The following is a 17,308-nucleotide window of genomic DNA, read 5'->3' on the forward strand; positions in this document are numbered from 1 at the left end:
TAAAAAATAACCAAATGAAATTAGCATTTAAATTATTCAGCATTCTGTTGTTTACTACGATTGTAACAGCTGTTTCCGCCAAAACAAAAGTGGGTGAAATGGTTTGTGAGTATCATGTTAATCCAATAGGTATTGATGTTGAAAAACCAAGACTTAGTTGGAAATTGTTTTCGGATAAACAAAATGTGATGCAGACAGCTTACGAAATTAAGCTAGCGTCGTCTTCTGCTAACTTAACCAAGAAAGATCAGTTAATCTGGACTTCAGGAGAGGTGAAGAGTGATCAGTCCGTAAATATTGAATATGCTGGTCCTGCTTTAAAATCATCGCAGCGTGTTTATTGGCAAGTGAGAGTTTGGGATAATAAAGGAAAAGCAAGTGACTGGAGTGCGCCATCATATTGGGAAATGGGAATTCTTTCGCCAAGTGAGTGGAGTGCATCATGGATTACCAAAGCAGAGTTGAAGTCAGATAAGTCTCTTCCGAGTCAGTATTATAGAAGTGAGTTTTCTACAACCAAGGAAGTGAAATCTGCAAGGGTTTATGTAACATCTCTTGGTCTATATCAACTTTTTATAAATGGTAATAAAGTAGGCGATCAACTTTTTACACCAGGTTTTACGAGTTACAAAAAGCGTTTGCAATATCAAGTATATGATGTAACTGATATGCTTCAAAAAGATAATGCGATTGGAGCTATGCTTGGTGATGGATGGTATCGTGGTTATCTGGGTTGGGATGGAGAAAGAGCTTATTATGGCGATCAACTTGCACTTCTAGCTCAGCTCAAAATTTCTTATGCCGATGGATCTAGCGAGCTTATTGTTACTGATAAAAATTGGAGAACTTCCTATGGAGCTATTATTGAATCGGATATTTATAATGGTGAAAAATACGATGCCACCAAAGAGATGGATGGCTGGGCAAAAAAAGGGTTTGATGCTAGTAATTGGGAGAAGGTAGAAATACTAGATCATTCTAAAGATATTTTAGTTGCTTCTAACGGATTACCTGTTCGTGCCATTGAAGAGCTTAAACCTATTGAAATAATTACTACTCCAAAAGGAGAAACTGTTCTTGATTTAGGTCAGAATATGGTAGGATGGACACGCCTTAAAGTAAAAGGTAAAAAAGGAGATCAAGTAACTCTTCAGTTTGCTGAGGTATTAGATAAGGAAGGGAACTTTTTTACCACTAATCTTCGTTCTGCTGAAGCTACAGATATTTATACCTTGAAAGGTGGGGCAGAAGAAGTTTATGAGCCCCATTTTACTTTCCATGGTTTCCGTTATGTGAAATTAGTGAATTACCCGGGTGAGGTAACTAAGGATGCAATTACAGGTATTGTTATTCATTCAGATATGAAGCAAACGGGTAATTTTTCTTGTTCTGATTCCTTAATAAACCAATTGCAAAGTAATATTCTTTGGGGACAAAGAGATAATTTCCTAGATATTCCAACCGATTGTCCGCAGCGTGATGAACGTGTAGGTTGGACAGGAGATACGCAAGCCTTTAGTATGACTGCTTCGTATAACTTTGGAGTAGCTCCATTTTACGATAAGTGGTTAAAAGATTTAGCACTTGATCAACAACCCAATGGTCAGGTACCTAATATTATTCCAGATATGTGGAATAATAAATTAGGAGGAGCTACTGGCTGGGCCGATGCTTCGGTAATTGTTCCTTGGACAGTTTATAAAGCATATGGTGATGTACGTATCCTAGAGCAGCAATATAAAAGTATGCAAGCTTGGATTGGCTATATGGATAAGAAATCAAAAGGTGATGGCCTTTGGAACGAAAAGCATTTCCATTGGGGCGATTGGTTAGCTTTTCATTCAGATAAACCTGCATACTCAGGTGCTTATACTGAGACAGACTTAATTGCAACAGCTTATTTCTGTCATTCAACAACGATTATGAGTCAAGTAGCAGAAATTTTAGGTAAATCAGAAGATGCTAAAAAGTATACTGATTTAGCAAAGAAAATTAAAGCTGCTTTTGCTCAAGAATATATCACGCCAAATGGTCGTTTGGTATCTCATACCCAAACTGCTTATGCTTTGGCTATAACTTTTGATTTAATTCCTGAGGAGTTGAAGGAAAAATCAGCTCACTATTTTGCTGAGGATGTGAAAAAGTTCAAACATTTAACAACTGGCTTTTTAGGAACACCAATTTTAAATAGCAGTTTATCTGCCATTGGTCGCGATGATTTAGCATTTATGTTGTTAAACCGTAAAGAGTATCCCGGTTGGTTATATCCTGTTACCATGGGTGCAACTACCATTTGGGAACGTTGGGATACTCAAAAGCCTGATGGAACTATTATTGATGGAATGAATAGCTTTAACCATTATGCCTATGGAGCCATTGGTGAGTGGTTGTATAGTCATGTCGCTGGTATTAGTATCGATGTGAAGAATCCAGGTTATAAGCATATTTTGTTTCACCCGCACCCAGGTGGAGGATTAACCAATGCTAAATATGAGTTAAATACCGTTTATGGTGAGGTTAAGTCGGCTTGGAAAATTAATGATGAGCAATTTGTATACGATGTAACTATTCCTGCAAATTCAACAGGTACTGTCACTCTGCCAAATGCGAAAGGAAAAATCATTACCCTTAATGGTAAAAAGTTATGTGCTAAGATTAAGCAAAGTACTTCTGGTAATTCTGTGGTTTTAGAATTAGGTTCAGGAACATATGCTTTTGCTTATTAGAGGATAACCTTATAGGATAGTTCGGATCGTTTCCATAGTATACCGAGCTATTACTGTTACCCGTTTTATGCTTCTTTTATAAGGGTATAAAGCGGGTTTTTTAGTTTTTGGTAATCTGCCTTCTCGTTATTTAGTGAAAAATCAATATCATATTGTACTATTTTAATATCAGATTGTCTCTTGATAAAGGAGGATAATTAACTGATTTTTGATTGAGTTTAAAGTCTTAATAATGTGAGTGAAGAAATGAGTTTTAATCGAAACTTACTTTACGGATAGCATAAGCGAAAAAATATAAATTAAAAGATACAAAATGACTAAAGTTGGAATGTTTGGAATTGGCTTAGATACATACTGGGATCAGTTTGAAGGATTATTAGAAAGATTAAAAGGTTACCAAAAAGAGATTGCTAATAAAATGGAAAGTTTTGGTGCCGATGTGATTGATGCTGGTTTAGTTGATTGTCCTGAAAAGGCTGTTGAAGCAGGTGATTACCTAAAGAAGAATGATGTAGATATCGTCTTTTTATACGTCTCTACTTATGCTCTTTCATCAACAGTATTGCCTGTAGCGCAGAAATTAAATTGCCCTATTGTCATTTTAAATATACAGCCTGTAGCTGCTATTGATTATGAGAGTTTCAACAAAATGGGTGATCGTGGTGCAATGACTGGCGAATGGTTAGCACATTGTCAGGCCTGTTCGGTACCTGAATTAGCTAATGTATTTAATAGAGCAGGTATTGGCTATGAGTTTATTACAGGTTATTTAGGCGAGCAAGCTGTATGGGATGAAATGCAAGATTGGATTGATGCTGCAAAAGTAGCTGCTGCCATGCGCACAAATCGATTGGGTGTACTTGGACATTACTACTGTGGTATGTTAGATGTTTATACCGATTTAACTAAACAAGCGGCAGCCTTTGGAACGCACATTGAGTTGGTTGAGATGTGTGAGGTGAAAAAGTATCGCGATGAAGCTACTGACGCCGAAGTTGATGCAAAGATTAAAGAATTTCATAGCACATTTGAAGTTGTTGAAGCTTGCGAGCAAGATGAAATTACGCGTGCTGCGCGAACTTCTGTTGCTTTGGATAAGTTGGTAGAAGCTCATAAACTTGGTTCTATGGCCTACTATTACGAAGGTGAAGCGGGTAATGATTATGAGGATATTGTGACTTCTGTAATTGCTGGTAATACTTTATTAACGGGTAAAAATATTCCCGTTGCTGGCGAGTGTGAAGTGAAGAATGCACAAGCCATGAAAATTATGGATTTATTCGGTGTTGGAGGTTCGTTCTCTGAATTCTATGCTATGGATTTTAATGATGATATTGTGATGTTAGGCCATGACGGCCCTGCTCATTTTGCCATTGCTGAAGGAAACGTGCAATTGGTGCCATTACCTATTTATCACGGAAAACCTGGTAAAGGCTTATCCATTCAAATGACGGTGCAGCATGGACCAGTAACTATACTTTCAGTTGTTGAAGATAAGGAAACGGTTTTCTTATTGGTAGCAGAAGGTGAGTCTGTTGAGGGACCTATTCTTCAAATTGGTAACACCAATAGCCGTTATCGTTTTTCTATAGGCGCCAAAAAATTCATGAATCAATGGTCGAAGCAAGGACCAGCTCACCATTGTGCCATTGGAGTAGGACATATTGCTGATAAGATTGATAAACTTGGTCATATACTTGATTTAGAGGTGGTGAAAATCTGTTAAATATAATTTGCTTAAATAGGTCGATGTTCCGAAAGCTTGTTTTAATTTATAATTTCTAAAAAAAATGAAAAAGTCATATTCAACTCACGTTAAACAATATCTAAATCTATTTTTGTCTATATTATTTGTCGTGTTGCTTAGTGGATGTAAAAGTTCGATAAAAGTATTCGATCTACGTTGCGAATACCGCATCAACCCCTTAGGTATCGATAATGTAAATCCGCGCTTAAGCTGGAAAATAATTGATGCCAATAAAACCCGAGGACAAAAACAAACGGCTTATCAGATTTTAGTGGCTAGCAGCCCTAAAATATTGAACAGTGATAGGGGTGACCTATGGGATTCTGGCAAGGCAGAAGATTCGAAATCGGTAAATAATGTTTACGCTGGTAAAGTCTTAATGTCGAACCAGGAATGCTATTGGAAGGTACGTGTTTGGGATATGAATGGCGAAGTTTCAGATTGGAGTGAGGCTGCTAAATTTACCATCGGTATTTTAGATGCCAAGGATTGGAAGGGCGAATGGATTCTAAAAGAAGACCAGAAAAAAACGGACCATAACTGGTATCGTAAGAATTTTGAACTGGCAAAAGAAGCTTCTTTGGCCTATGTTTATGTGGGTTCATTCGGATATCATGAATTGTATGTAAATGGTCACAAAGTAAGTGAGAATGTTATGAATCCAGTTTCATCTTACATGAAAAAACGTATTCCTTATTTAACGTATGATATCAAGGATTATCTAAAAAAAGGTGATAATGTTATTGCGGTGTGGCATGCGGCAGGTTGGGCGCGTTGGAGACGAATTAGGGAGTATAGAAATATACCGTTTGTATTTAAAGCTCAAGCTGAAATTGTGTTGGGAGAGGAGCGTTTAAGTATGGGTACTGATACAAGCTGGAAGTGTAAAAAAAGCTATAGCGAATATTATGGCGATTGGGATATTCTACGCTTTGGTGGGGAAACTATTGATGATCGAATAAAAGAAGAGGATTGGAATACGGCTGCTTATGATGATAGTGAGTGGGTGAGTGCAGTGGTTTATGATCCTACAGCTTTAAATGCAAAACTACCAGAGGGTCATAATATTTCGTTTGCACTTAATGGGCGTAAGGATAAGACATTAAGAGTTGAATATGCACCCATAAAAGCAAAGTTAAGTGCTCAAATGGTTGAGCCTCAGGTGCGATTTAAGGAAGTGAAGCCAATTGCAATTAAGGATAATAAAGATGGCACGTATCGCATTGATATGGGTGAGAATTATACCGGCTTTTTCGAAATGAATTTATTCAATGGAACAGAAGGAGATTCTGTTTTATTTGAAATTTCTGACCAGACAGAGCTTGTGATGAATTGGAAACAGAAGAGTAAATACATTTTTGGAAAATCGGGCAAGGGAAAATTTACTAACCGTTTTAATGTAGGGGCTGGACGATGGATTACCGTTTATGGATTAAATTACACGCCTAAATTGGAAGATATTAAAGGCTATGTGATTACAAATAATCGCAAGCAAATTAGCCAGTTTGAGTCTTCTAGTGAGTTGATGAATCAAATTTATCAAATTAACCTAAATACCTACATTGCCAATACTATGGATGGTATTTTGGTGGACTGTCCGCACCGAGAAAGACGCGGCTGGGGTGAAGTTACCGTGGCGGCCATGTATGGCGATGCCTTTCCTAATTTTGAAACAGGTGCTTATATGGATCAGTATTCACAATACATGCGTGATGCCCAGTTTCCTGATGGTAGAGCTAGAGCGGTATTAAATGAAGAAGATCGACCATTCTTAATGTGGAAAGCCAATAGTCCTATTACCATTTGGGAAACCTATAAAATGATGGGCGATGAGAAAATCCTTCAGGATAATTATGACTCAATGCAAAAATGGTTGACTTGGATGCATAATGCGTCTGATTCAGAAACGGGTGGTGCGCTTAAAATTGGCACACGTGGCAAACGTGAAATGCCTGGTTTAGGTGATTGGTGTACACCCAAAGGCAAGTTTTGGGACAGTAGCAACTCGCCAGATGCCGCACATTTTAACAACTGTGCTTATGCTTATATGTTAGCTTGTGCGCAAAAAACGGCCCAGGCTTTAAGAAAGATTGAAGATGCAAAAATGTATGCTAATCGCTTGAAAGTGCAACAAAAAGCGACGCATGAGTTATCTTATGATTATGTTACGGGAAAATACCTTGATGGAAAACAAGTCGATCAGGCATTTGCCTTACTTTCAGGTGTAACCCCAGAATCAGAAAAAGAAAAAGTGATTGCACGATTGGAAGATAATGTACTTTATAAATTTCCATATTACGATACCGGTAGTTCGGGTCAGGCCCTTTATACGCGTTATTTTGCAGAGTATGGTGAGCGTATGGATTTAATCTATGAATTATTACAAGATACCCGTCACCCAAGTTATGGTTACTTTGTGAGAGAAGGAAAAACGGTTTGGCCTGAGCGATGGTCGGCAGTGGGTAATAGCCAAATTCATACTTGTTACACGGGTATTGGAGCTTATTTTATCAAAGGTTTCGGAGGAATTCGTCCAGATAAAGATAACTATGGGATGCAGAACTTTATCATTAAGCCTAGCCCTGTTGGCGATCTTACTTTCGCCAATACAGAATTCAACTCCATGTATGGAAAAATTGCAGTGAATTGGGAACGTTCAGAAATCAACGCCACCTACCATATCGAAATTCCTGTTAATTCTACAGCAAAAGTTTATATTCCAGCCGCAGATGATAAGGATGTTTTAGAAGGTGGCATTCCTGCTGATAAACCAGAGGGTATCACTTTTATCGGTGAGGAAAAGAGTAAAGCTGTGGGAAACTATATGGTTTATCAGGTAGAATCAGGCGAGTATAACTTTACTGTAAATCAAATGCCAACAACGGAATTTCCTGACCCTATTGGCTCAATTGATAATTTATCAAGCATTGGTCGTATGAGTGCATCATCAATGCATATTGTAAACGAAAAAAATCCAGGTTTTGAGGCTTTTAATGCAAATGATGGTGATAAAGGAACTGCATGGAAAGCCAATGGGTTAAATGATGAATGGTTGGAAGTGGCTTGGTTAAAACCGCAGACTTTTAACAAGGTGCTTATTAATGAAGTAGGTGTGAATATAAATAAGTATAAAATTCAATATTGGGATGGTGCTTCATGGAAGGATTTGGTTTTGAATGAAACATGTGGAAGCAATAAAGAACATACCTTTGAAACAATTACTGCAACCAAATGTAGAGTGCTTATTCATCAATCAAAGGATAAATCAACGATTGCTGAATTCGGTATTTATTTCTCAAGTAAACCATAACTAGGTTATAAGCTAAAGATGAAAAATACTAATGACTAATTTCCACTTTGCATAAACTATATGTTCGCAATAGATATGAAAATACGCTAATTGTGAATGAGTTGTAATCTCTGGGATAGTATTAATTTCCTTTGGTAATTTAGGTTTCCTCTTATTTAGCAGTATCTGAAGAGCTTGTTGAAAGCATTTAGGTGGTGCTTTTTCTTTTGGTGTTAAATAAAATTTGCGATACTAGTTTTGCTCTCAAGTTGGTAATAAGCTTATTTTTAGAATTATTATCAATTGAATAAATACATCATAAAGAGGATACATTTCAGTTTTGATTCTATTTTTCAATTATTAGGACTAATGTTTTAATATAAAGAGAAGATTCATTGGTAATTTTATATTATCAAATTTTATTGTTGGTTTATTTATAGGAAATACTGCCATTTTGCTATAAAAGGATGGGATACCTATAGATGAAAAACATAACAAAATTAATGCTTTTAATTAGATGGATATATTTAGTTTAATCTCCGTATAATTTGGGGGTGTGATGATTGATTTTTAGTAAATTAAAAGGTTTTAAAATGAAATTTAAGCTTAGACATACAGACCTTAAGGTTGGGCTGAGATTGACAATCGGTTATGTTTTAATTTTTATATTCTTTGTTGTTATTGGTTTAGTTGCTATAAAAACTATTAATGAGAATAATAGGCGAGCAATTTTACAATCAGACTTAAACAGAGCGGCAGCTGAGATTTTAGATGTTGCTCGAACTAGTGAGGTGTTTTCGGTGAGAGGAGCTGAAAGTCAAAAAAAGAAAATTACTAATTTGTTGGCTCACGTTCAAAGAACTACTAAATCTAAGTCTAGAATTACCAAGTTAAAGTATAATGAGCTAAATGATGTTGTTCTGCAAATGGATACCATTATCGAAAAAAAAGATAAGTATTTTCAGGTTCGAATGGAATATGATTCACTTATAGAGCTCAATATTAAAGGGGCTAATTCGATTAAGGATTTTATAGAACAACCAGTATCTATCCTTAAAGGAAATAAAAAGGTTAATTATGACAGAAAATCCCAAGAGGTTTATAAACTAATTAATAGATATTATTCTGATTTATTAAGCTATAAAATGGCACCCGGTAAGAATAGTATGGAGAAGAGGCATAATAATAGGAGTTTAAATCGTATTAGATCCTTGACTTCACAGGTGAAGTCAACTTATTTTATTCAGAATAAAGAGCAAAAAAACACGTTTAACGAATTGGTAAGTGATTTAATAGTAATTAATAAAGAATTTATTACCACATCTAAAGCGCATATTGCATGTACAATAGAGTTTAATTCTCGTATACAACCAATTGTTTCAAACCTAAGGAAAACAGTTGGTATTCTTAAAATGGAAAATGAGAATGATTTAGAATCTGTTATATCACTTATTTTGTATTTGATAGCTGGTGTTATGGTAACTAGTATATTCTTAGGCTATTTTATTACGACTTCGGTTACAAAAGGAATAAGTGAATTAGTAAGTGTTGCAAACAGTGTTTCAAGAGGAGTTTTAGGTGTAAAAATTAAAGATGATTTTGTTTCACGTAAAGATGAAATTGGTAGTTTGTCCCAATCTTTTCAAGAGATGATTGAGATGTTAAAGGGTACTATAACGGAGGTTAAAAATGGAATAGATTATCTTTCAACAACATCGAACCAATTAGATAGTAGTTCTCAACAGTTATCAAGTGGAGCTACACAGCAGGCAAGTTCTGTTGAAGAAATAAGTTCAACAGTTGAGGAAATGGTAACTAATATTGATCAGAATGCAGAGCATGCTTTAAGAACTAAGCAAATGGCTGATGCAACTTTTATAGAAGTTAGAGACGTTGCTCAGGGTACTCATTCTGCAGTGGGTAAGTCAGAACAGATATCTAGAAAAGTAAAAACCATTGGAGAAATAGCAAGGCAAACAAATATTTTAGCCATTAATGCAGCCATCGAAGCAGCCAAAGCTGGTGTTGCAGGAAAAGGTTTTTCTGTTGTTGCAGAAGAGGTGCGTAACCTAGCCGAAAGAAGTAATGATGCATCCATAATAATTGGGAAGTTATCTGTAGAGGGGTATGAATTATCTCAAAGCGGAGGGGATGGATTGGAAAAAGTAGTTTTTGAAATAGAGAAGACTGGAGAATTAGTAAATGAAATTTCTGTAGCTAGTCAGGAACAAAAAGTGGGTGCTAATCAGATTAATACAGCGTTAAATTCCTTAAACGGATTGACTCAAGTTAATGCTGCACAATCAGAAGAAATTGCAGCTAGTGCAAATGAGTTAAAATTACAAGCAGAAAAACTTAGCATTGCGATATCAACATTTAGTATGCAGGATGAGGAAGAAGTAGAAGAAAAGCGTAGTAGATTATTCACAAGAATAATGAAGAAAGCTTTTAATAATAAAAAGTAAATAGTAGAATTGAGTAAGGGTTGTATGTAATATACTATTTCCGTCGCTATGTAAAGGTTGACTTTTCTAATTTTGGGTGATAAGTCCGTTAATATACTTCTTGGGCGAGTTAGTCAATTTTCATCACGTTTCCTTTGTAACTATTGAGTTGGTTTGGTTTCTCTTTTTGCACGAGGACATTATTGTAAATAAGGTATACTAATATTGACTGAAGTTCCAATATGTAATTCAGTCAAGAAATTAATATTCCAATTGTGTTTATTGCAGATTTCTTTCACTATTGGCAAACCTAAACCCATTCCTCGATTATTAGCTTGGTCATTATTATTGAACAACTTAAATATATCTGCATGTTCAGTAGCTGTCATACCTATGCCTTTGTCTGAAATATTAATATGCATTATTGTATTTTTAATATCGATAGATAGTTCAACTATATCTTCAGAAAATTTTATGGCGTTCCTCAATATTTCTAATAAGGTTACTTCAAAGTAGTAGGTATCTAATCGATAATAATTGTGTTTGCGAATGGTGGTTCTGTCAATAAAATGAATCTTTCTTCCTTCAAATTCAGTCCCTATTTTTCGAATAAGAAATTCTATTTTAATGATTATTTCATTTATAGAAACATCTTGAAACCTGAATTGCGTTTGATTTGTTTGTAGATTGCTAATAAGTAGTAAGTTGTCTATTTTACTTGTCAATTCATTCGAATTTTGCCAAATTTTAGAAGTTAAGTGTTGCGTATCTTCATTAGTCTCAAGTAGGTTTAATCCTGCTTGCATTAATCCAACAATACCATTTAAAGGTGTACGAATCTCATGTGATATATTATTAATTATAGCCTGGCTAAAATTATTCTGGATATCGTTGCCCCATATGTCGCTTTTATATTCTTCAAGAATAACCTTCATTCTATTGCAATAGAGTGGTATCCGCTGTTGTATGTCTTTTAATTTATGTTTGTCATCTTTACGTGGAAAAACCATTAAACATCCTATGATGGTATTGTCATAGTTGAGACCAATTGTATAAATATTTTTTAGGTAAAAAACGCTTTCGATTAAATTACATACCCATTCGGATACTATTCCATCAGAAAAATCATATAATTTACCATTAAATTGCTCAAATTGTTTTGAGGTATAAAAGTGTTTTCTTCCGTATTCTGAATTTTTAAAGTGTTTACCAACGGGGTTTATTCCTAAAATGCGAATTAACTTATTGAAGAAAGGTTTGTTTAATCCTATTAAATCATAAACGTAGGCTTCATCCTTTTTCTCATTAAGTTGATTTAGTATAATAATTGAGTTTGGAATAATTTTCTGAATATCAATGCTTAATAAATCGTATACTTCATTTATTGTTTTAGTGTTATTAATCTGGTAATTCATTTTATATAATATTCAGTGAAATATCTACTAGTTTGTATTATTATTGTTAATAAAATATCTATTTAAAAAGCAAAAAATGCTTCCTTATATATAGAGTTAGCTTAGGTACGCAAGTGCTGTTTGATATACGGCGTGTCTATGGAATAGTTGCCTATTTTATATGAAATAATTATTTCTTTTTCGTGGTGTTTTGCGCCGCAAATAAGAATATTATATTTATAATATTGAATGATATATATCATAAGGAAGTGTGGCTTCAATTATAATAGATAAGTCCGAAGAATAACTGTATTATCCGTGTATAGGATTAGATAGTTTAAAGCTAAAATAAAAAGTTCTAGCTTCAATGTTTTCGTGGTAAGTGTCAATTATTGATTATTGAAGGATTCTATGTTATAGTTGAATATATGTGTAAAAGATAGGTTCAAGTTGCTGGTATTTAAATCCATTCGTATTTTTAGGAAAAATAATTTTGCAACGGAATTGGTATGTGTTGTTTCTTGTTGCCTTTATTTTTAATAAGGCAGAAAAGTAAATAAACAATTGTTTTTATCAGAACCAACTTTTGAAAGTGATCCATATTAAATAAACTTCTCATAAGCTTTATTTTTTAATTGTAAAAGTGTGTTATTAATGGTAACAGCTCAGGTTTTCATAAACGGAAGTATTTTTTTAAAAAATCATAATTTTTTCAAGAAAGTGTGAATAAAATCAGGTCACTATGTTAATAACATGTAGACCGTTTCTGTGTTTGGAAAGATGCAAATCTTGATCTTTGCAGACATGATTAAACGCGAAACACTAGAACCTCTCAATAAGGATCAAATTATTGATCTTTTTGTTGAATTTAGCCATAAGGTTGAGATGCAACTGAATGAAATGAAGGAAGATATTCGTGTTTTGAAACAAGAAAACCAACGTTTAAAATCTCAGAATAGTCGTAATAGTTACCGACCTCCATCTCATGATTTAGGATGCACCCCTAAACAAAAAAGTCTTCGTAAACCAAGCAATAAAAAATCAGGAGGTCAAAAAGGTCACAAGGGAACTACTCTTTTTCAATCGCATAATCCTGACCATATTATAAAACACACTCCAAAAGCATGTTGCCCTACTTGTGATAAGACAAATTCTGCAGAAGCATTTAAACTTCAATCAAAAGGGCAAGTTGTTGACATTCCACCTATACAGGCTACAGTTACCGAACATCAGGTTTATCAACTGAGGTGCAATTGCGGATGTGTTTCAAAAAGTGAATTTCCAGCAGGAGTTACAGCTCCTATTCAGTATGGGAGTCGATTAGTTTCGTTTGTCAGCTACCTTAGTACGCGCCAATACATTCCTTTTGGTCGTTTGCCAGAATTGTTAAAATGCATTTGTAATGTATCCCTTAACGAAGGAACTATCTATGACATGCTTAATAGTGTTGCTGACAACTTGCTACCTGTTTATGAAGGAATCAAGCAAGATATAGCAAATGCAACAGTAGTTGGCAGCGATGAATCAGGTGTAAAGGTGAACAATGGTAATCATTGGGCTTGGACATGGCAATCGGCCAACGAAACATTTATTACCATAACGCCAAGCTGGGGATATGTAACCATTGCGAATGAGTTTCCAACTGGATTCCCAGATGCCATACTGGTTAGTGATTCATTAAGCACACAGCTTAAGACCCCAGCCCATTTGCACCAATTGTGTCTGGCTCACTTAATGCGCGAGCTCAACGCTTTTATAGAGGGCTCAAAAAACCAATGGGCTCAATTATTGAAAACATTGTTTGAAAAAGCGATTGAACTGAAACGGACTTTAATGCCAGATCGGTATGATGAACCGCTGGAAGAACGGTGCCTTTTTGAACTGGCACTTGATAAGATTCTAGAATGCCCTTTGCAAAAAGATGTGCCAAAATTATCAGCATTCCAAAAACGATTAAGAAAATGGCGCAAAGCTATTTTTGCTTTCTTATATCATCCCGATGTGCCATTTGATAACAATGGTTCTGAGCGTGCAATTCGCAACATCAAAGTCAAGCAAAAAGTCTCTGGCGGATTTCGATCTGACAGGGGAGCCACTATCTTTGCGATCATTAGATCCGCTATTGATACATGGATTAAACGATCAGCTGATGTCTTTTTCATGCTGAAATTTTCTATTGAACTTGCTGAAGATAAAACACTGTTTTATTCCCTAAAATAAATCCTGCACTTTACTGAGCTCGATAACCTGAGGAGTTACGACCTATTTGATATGTGGTTGTGTATTTGATTGATTATTAAGATTTATATAGATAAAGAGTGATCTCGTAGGGGTCACATAATAAAAGCCAGTAATCGAGATGACTACTGGCTTTTATTTTAAGATTTAAGGTATGTATATGTATATTCATTGCATCTCAATAGTAGCTTAGGTGTTGTAAATTAAGTGTCTACGAATGTAAGTTGGCTAGAGTGCTTTGTATTGAGCTTACTAAGCCTTTATCTATTACTTTTTCTAATATCTGCTCCCCACATTAGTTTTTTGCGTAGTGTATCAAAAAAGTCATACGTATGTCTTTCTATTACCTTAACAGAGTAATCAGCCTTTCGTATTTTTACTTTAGTTTGAGTACTCACTACTTTTGAGGCGGAGTCAACCGTTAACATATAACTATTGCTACGACTTTCAACGGTAATCTCCAGTTCAACATTATCTGATAATACGAGTGGCCGTACATTTAAACCATGTGGGGCAATAGGGGTAATAATTATGTTGTTACACTCGGGCAAAACAATTGGACCACCCGCACTCATTGAATATGCCGTAGAGCCTGTAGGCGTTGATATAATAACTCCATCGCTCCAATAATTATTAAGCAGTTTTCCGTTGACTTTTACATGAGCAACTATTAACGAGGAGGTATCTCGTCTAACCAAGGTGATATCGTTTAAAGCATACTGTTCATTACTTTTGCCATCCTCCGTAATAGACAGAACGGTACGATCTACTACACTATATTCGTTATTTAATAACTCCTTTAACACGGTGTTCAATTCGTCAGCTCCGGTTTCTGCTAAAAAGCCTAACCTACCCATATTTACTCCCAAAATAGGAATCTGCAAAGAGTTGACAAGACGGGCAGTACGTAAAAATGTTCCATCGCCACCTACACTTACCACCAAATCTATTTTATCCAAGTTGTTGTCTTTAAAACTAGTAAAGCTACTTAGTTGTTTGAGGTGCTTTAAGTCGTTCACTAAAGAATCATATATAAAGACTTTAATATTATTTTGGTAACATGTTTCAATAAACGCTTCAATTGCGGATAGGTGCTCTGGTGCAATATTACGCCCAACCATAGCTATGTTTTTAATCATGGTGTTAGTTTTTAGTGATGAAAGAATCCATTTGATAACTTCTTACCATATTTATTCCTCGGTATATTGTTCGATGAAATATTGGTAATACTCAAGTGATTTGGAGATGTATGCTACTTTACTGAAATTTCCAAAGAACTCACATGAGATGTTGCCTTTAAATTGTTGTCGCCTTAACTCGTGTAGTATTTCAGGAACATTTAAACTACCTGTTCCCCATGGTACCATTCCTACACCCTGTACTCTATCCTTAAGCTTTAAACTATATGTCAGGTTTAGTTGCCGGCATATTTTAATGAATTGGCTACAACCTTTTTATAGTTCTTGTTCTCGAAAGCTTTCTTCGAAAACCCAGGCATAATGTAAATTACTTTAGAGTTGTTGTATTTGTTTTCCCAAACAACAGCGCTATTTACATCCTTGTCGTCCACTCCTAAAATGGGTTTTACTTTGTCCGACATCCATATATTGCCATAAAAGGTATCTGTTAAAGTAAAATCTTCTACACCTTCAGCAATAGGGTGCTTGGTATCCTTCACCTTTATATCTATAGTCCTATCTATAAAATAAGTAGATACTTTGCTCTTGTCCTTAGTATGACTTCCTAAGAACCATTTTCCACCAATAATATCATGGTAATCATCCCAAGATGGTTGAGATGACAAAGTAAAATGAAGGAAAACCATTCCAACGCCTTCGTTGGTTAAATCCATATATAGTTGCTTAGTGCGTTTTGATTCATTGTAATACTTATTCTGGTTTAAAAATAAAATGGCATCGTACTTTTGTTTGATAGCATCTACTTTCATTGATTTAAAGTGAGCATCTAATACCAAATCTACTTTCACTCCTTTTAAGCTGGTACACATCTTTTCAAAGTCCGGTGTGTCATATGGGTGACCTCCACGAACTACTAATACAGATGTTTTTCCTTTTTGAGCATTGGCAGCGAATGAAATAAATAGTATTAGTGCTATTGCTATTAACTTTGTAGGTTTTGTTATTTTTCTGAACATGTTTTCTAATTTTATATGTAAGGTTTGTTTATTCTTTGTTTGAGTCAGATTTAACTCGGTTATACATCTTACCCATGTAGATACCTACACCAGCCCAAATAGCTGCAATACCAGCCCCAATAATTCCTACGGCTGTAAAACCTAGCCCAAGACCTTCGGTTAAACCTGTAAAGAACCAAGCGGTAATCGTATCTCCACCACGATAAACCACCACATCAATAACTGGTTTTGCTTTAAATCGAGTTTCTTTATCGACCTCGGTAAATAGCATTTCGCGCGCAGGTTTGGTTATGGCATAATTACCTGCTCTACGTGCCACCTGAAGTGCTAGCAGTACAACAATAATAGGTGCAAAAGCCAATACTAAAATACCTGCGCAAATGACTATAGGCATAATAGCTAGGGTATAGCCCATACCAAGCTTTTTAACAATTCTAGATGTAGCAAAAAATGCGATTCCAAAGGTTAGCACATTTACAATCCAATCGATGCTACCCAGTATTTGGGTTCTTGTGGCACGATCATATTCTGCTAATAAATTCTTTTGTTCAAAGTATACAAAGGTGCTTATCATGGTGTATAGCAGAATAAATCCGCCAATGGCTAATAGGTAAGGGTTGGTTATAAAGGATTTAAAACCTGCGAAAGGATTTCCTCCAATTTTAAATTTGCTGGTATCGCTTGTTTCGTCTTCATTCTTTAACTCGCTTATCTTTATTTTGGATAAAAGAAGAATGAGAGGGATAGGAATAATAAGAATTGCAGAAGCAATCAATATCAAGTTATCAGTTCCTGAAATTCCAGCAAATAGAGTAGGAATCATTGGCCCCACCAATGCACCTGCACTTGCACCTGTAGCTATGGTAGCAAATAATCTTCGGGCCTGATCCTTATTAAATAAGTCTGACATAAAGCTCCAAAATACAGATAGGTGGAACATGCCAAATACACTAATCCAGATGTAAAATGCCTTATCTATTAATGTCCTATCAGTAATTGTCAGCATAAAAAAGTAAAACACCACAAAAGAGATAGCAAAGAATGCGTACACTCCAGGAACTAAGTTTTTAAACTTAATTTTAGATACAGCCAAGCCGTATATGGCCACCACACCTGTACTTATAAAAAAGTTAAGTGTCCAAAGTTTACTCACCTCAGAATCGGTCCAGTCGCTTGCCATGGCATCTCTAACTGGTCTAAGAATATAGTAGGCCATCATAAGCACAAATACCAGCAGAAAAGAAAGCACAGTGGCTCTAACTTCATGCGATTTGATCTCAGAAGCCTTATTTATTAGTTTCTTAATCATTTGATT

9 protein-coding genes are annotated in these 17,308 nt (G+C 35.4%); 5 read left to right on the forward strand and 4 right to left on the reverse strand.

The window, feature by feature from the left end; genetic code table 11:
- Nucleotides 1-14: 14 nt before the first annotated feature.
- From A8L32_RS11615 to A8L32_RS11630, 4 genes are all read left to right on the forward strand, one after another.
- Entirely contained in the window at nt 15-2,726 is a 2,712-nt protein-coding gene (locus tag A8L32_RS11615; RefSeq protein WP_066630770.1) for an alpha-L-rhamnosidase, read from the forward strand.
- 313 nt (nt 2,727-3,039) lie between these two features.
- Nucleotides 3,040-4,452, forward strand: coding sequence for an L-fucose/L-arabinose isomerase family protein (locus tag A8L32_RS11620; RefSeq protein ID WP_066630771.1), 1,413 nt, complete (start codon nt 3,040-3,042; stop codon nt 4,450-4,452).
- Between the two features lie 64 nt (nt 4,453-4,516).
- Nucleotides 4,517-7,783 (forward strand): family 78 glycoside hydrolase catalytic domain, encoded by a 3,267-nt coding sequence (locus A8L32_RS11625; RefSeq protein ID WP_083631295.1) that lies wholly within the window; start codon nt 4,517-4,519, stop codon nt 7,781-7,783.
- 572 nt (nt 7,784-8,355) lie between these two features.
- A complete protein-coding gene (locus A8L32_RS11630) occupies nt 8,356-10,227 on the forward strand; it encodes a methyl-accepting chemotaxis protein (RefSeq protein WP_075590588.1) in 1,872 nt (623 codons plus the stop codon).
- Between the two features lie 179 nt (nt 10,228-10,406).
- Here the strand turns inward: A8L32_RS11630 and A8L32_RS11635 are convergent, their stop codons facing one another.
- Nucleotides 10,407-11,621, reverse strand: coding sequence for a sensor histidine kinase (locus tag A8L32_RS11635; protein ID WP_066630774.1), 1,215 nt, complete (start codon nt 11,619-11,621; stop codon nt 10,407-10,409).
- A 759-nt stretch (nt 11,622-12,380) separates the two neighbouring features.
- Between A8L32_RS11635 and tnpC the strand changes: the two genes are divergently transcribed.
- Nucleotides 12,381-13,820, forward strand: a complete 1,440-nt coding sequence (gene tnpC, locus A8L32_RS11640) for an IS66 family transposase (protein WP_066630776.1) — start codon at nt 12,381-12,383, stop codon at nt 13,818-13,820.
- A gap of 278 nt (nt 13,821-14,098) precedes the next feature.
- Here the strand turns inward: tnpC and A8L32_RS11645 are convergent, their stop codons facing one another.
- From A8L32_RS11645 to A8L32_RS11655, 3 genes are all read right to left on the reverse strand, one after another.
- The gene (locus A8L32_RS11645) at nt 14,099-14,977 is read right to left on the reverse strand and encodes an NAD kinase (protein ID WP_066630778.1); all 879 of its coding nucleotides are present in this window, start codon (nt 14,975-14,977) and stop codon (nt 14,099-14,101) included.
- Between the two features lie 275 nt (nt 14,978-15,252).
- Nucleotides 15,253-15,993 carry a ThuA domain-containing protein gene (locus A8L32_RS11650; RefSeq protein WP_066630780.1) on the reverse strand — a complete coding sequence of 247 codons (741 nt, stop codon included), beginning with the start codon at nt 15,991-15,993 and terminating at the stop codon, nt 15,253-15,255.
- Nucleotides 15,994-16,021: 28 nt separating this feature from the next.
- Complete coding sequence (locus A8L32_RS11655; protein ID WP_066630787.1) at nt 16,022-17,302, reverse strand: NTP/NDP exchange transporter; 1,281 nt, start codon at nt 17,300-17,302, stop codon at nt 16,022-16,024.
- Between the last annotated feature and the right edge of the window lie 6 nt (nt 17,303-17,308).

This window comes from Labilibacter marinus (genome assembly GCF_001659685.2).
Taxonomy (GTDB): domain Bacteria; phylum Bacteroidota; class Bacteroidia; order Bacteroidales; family Marinilabiliaceae; genus Saccharicrinis; species Saccharicrinis marinus.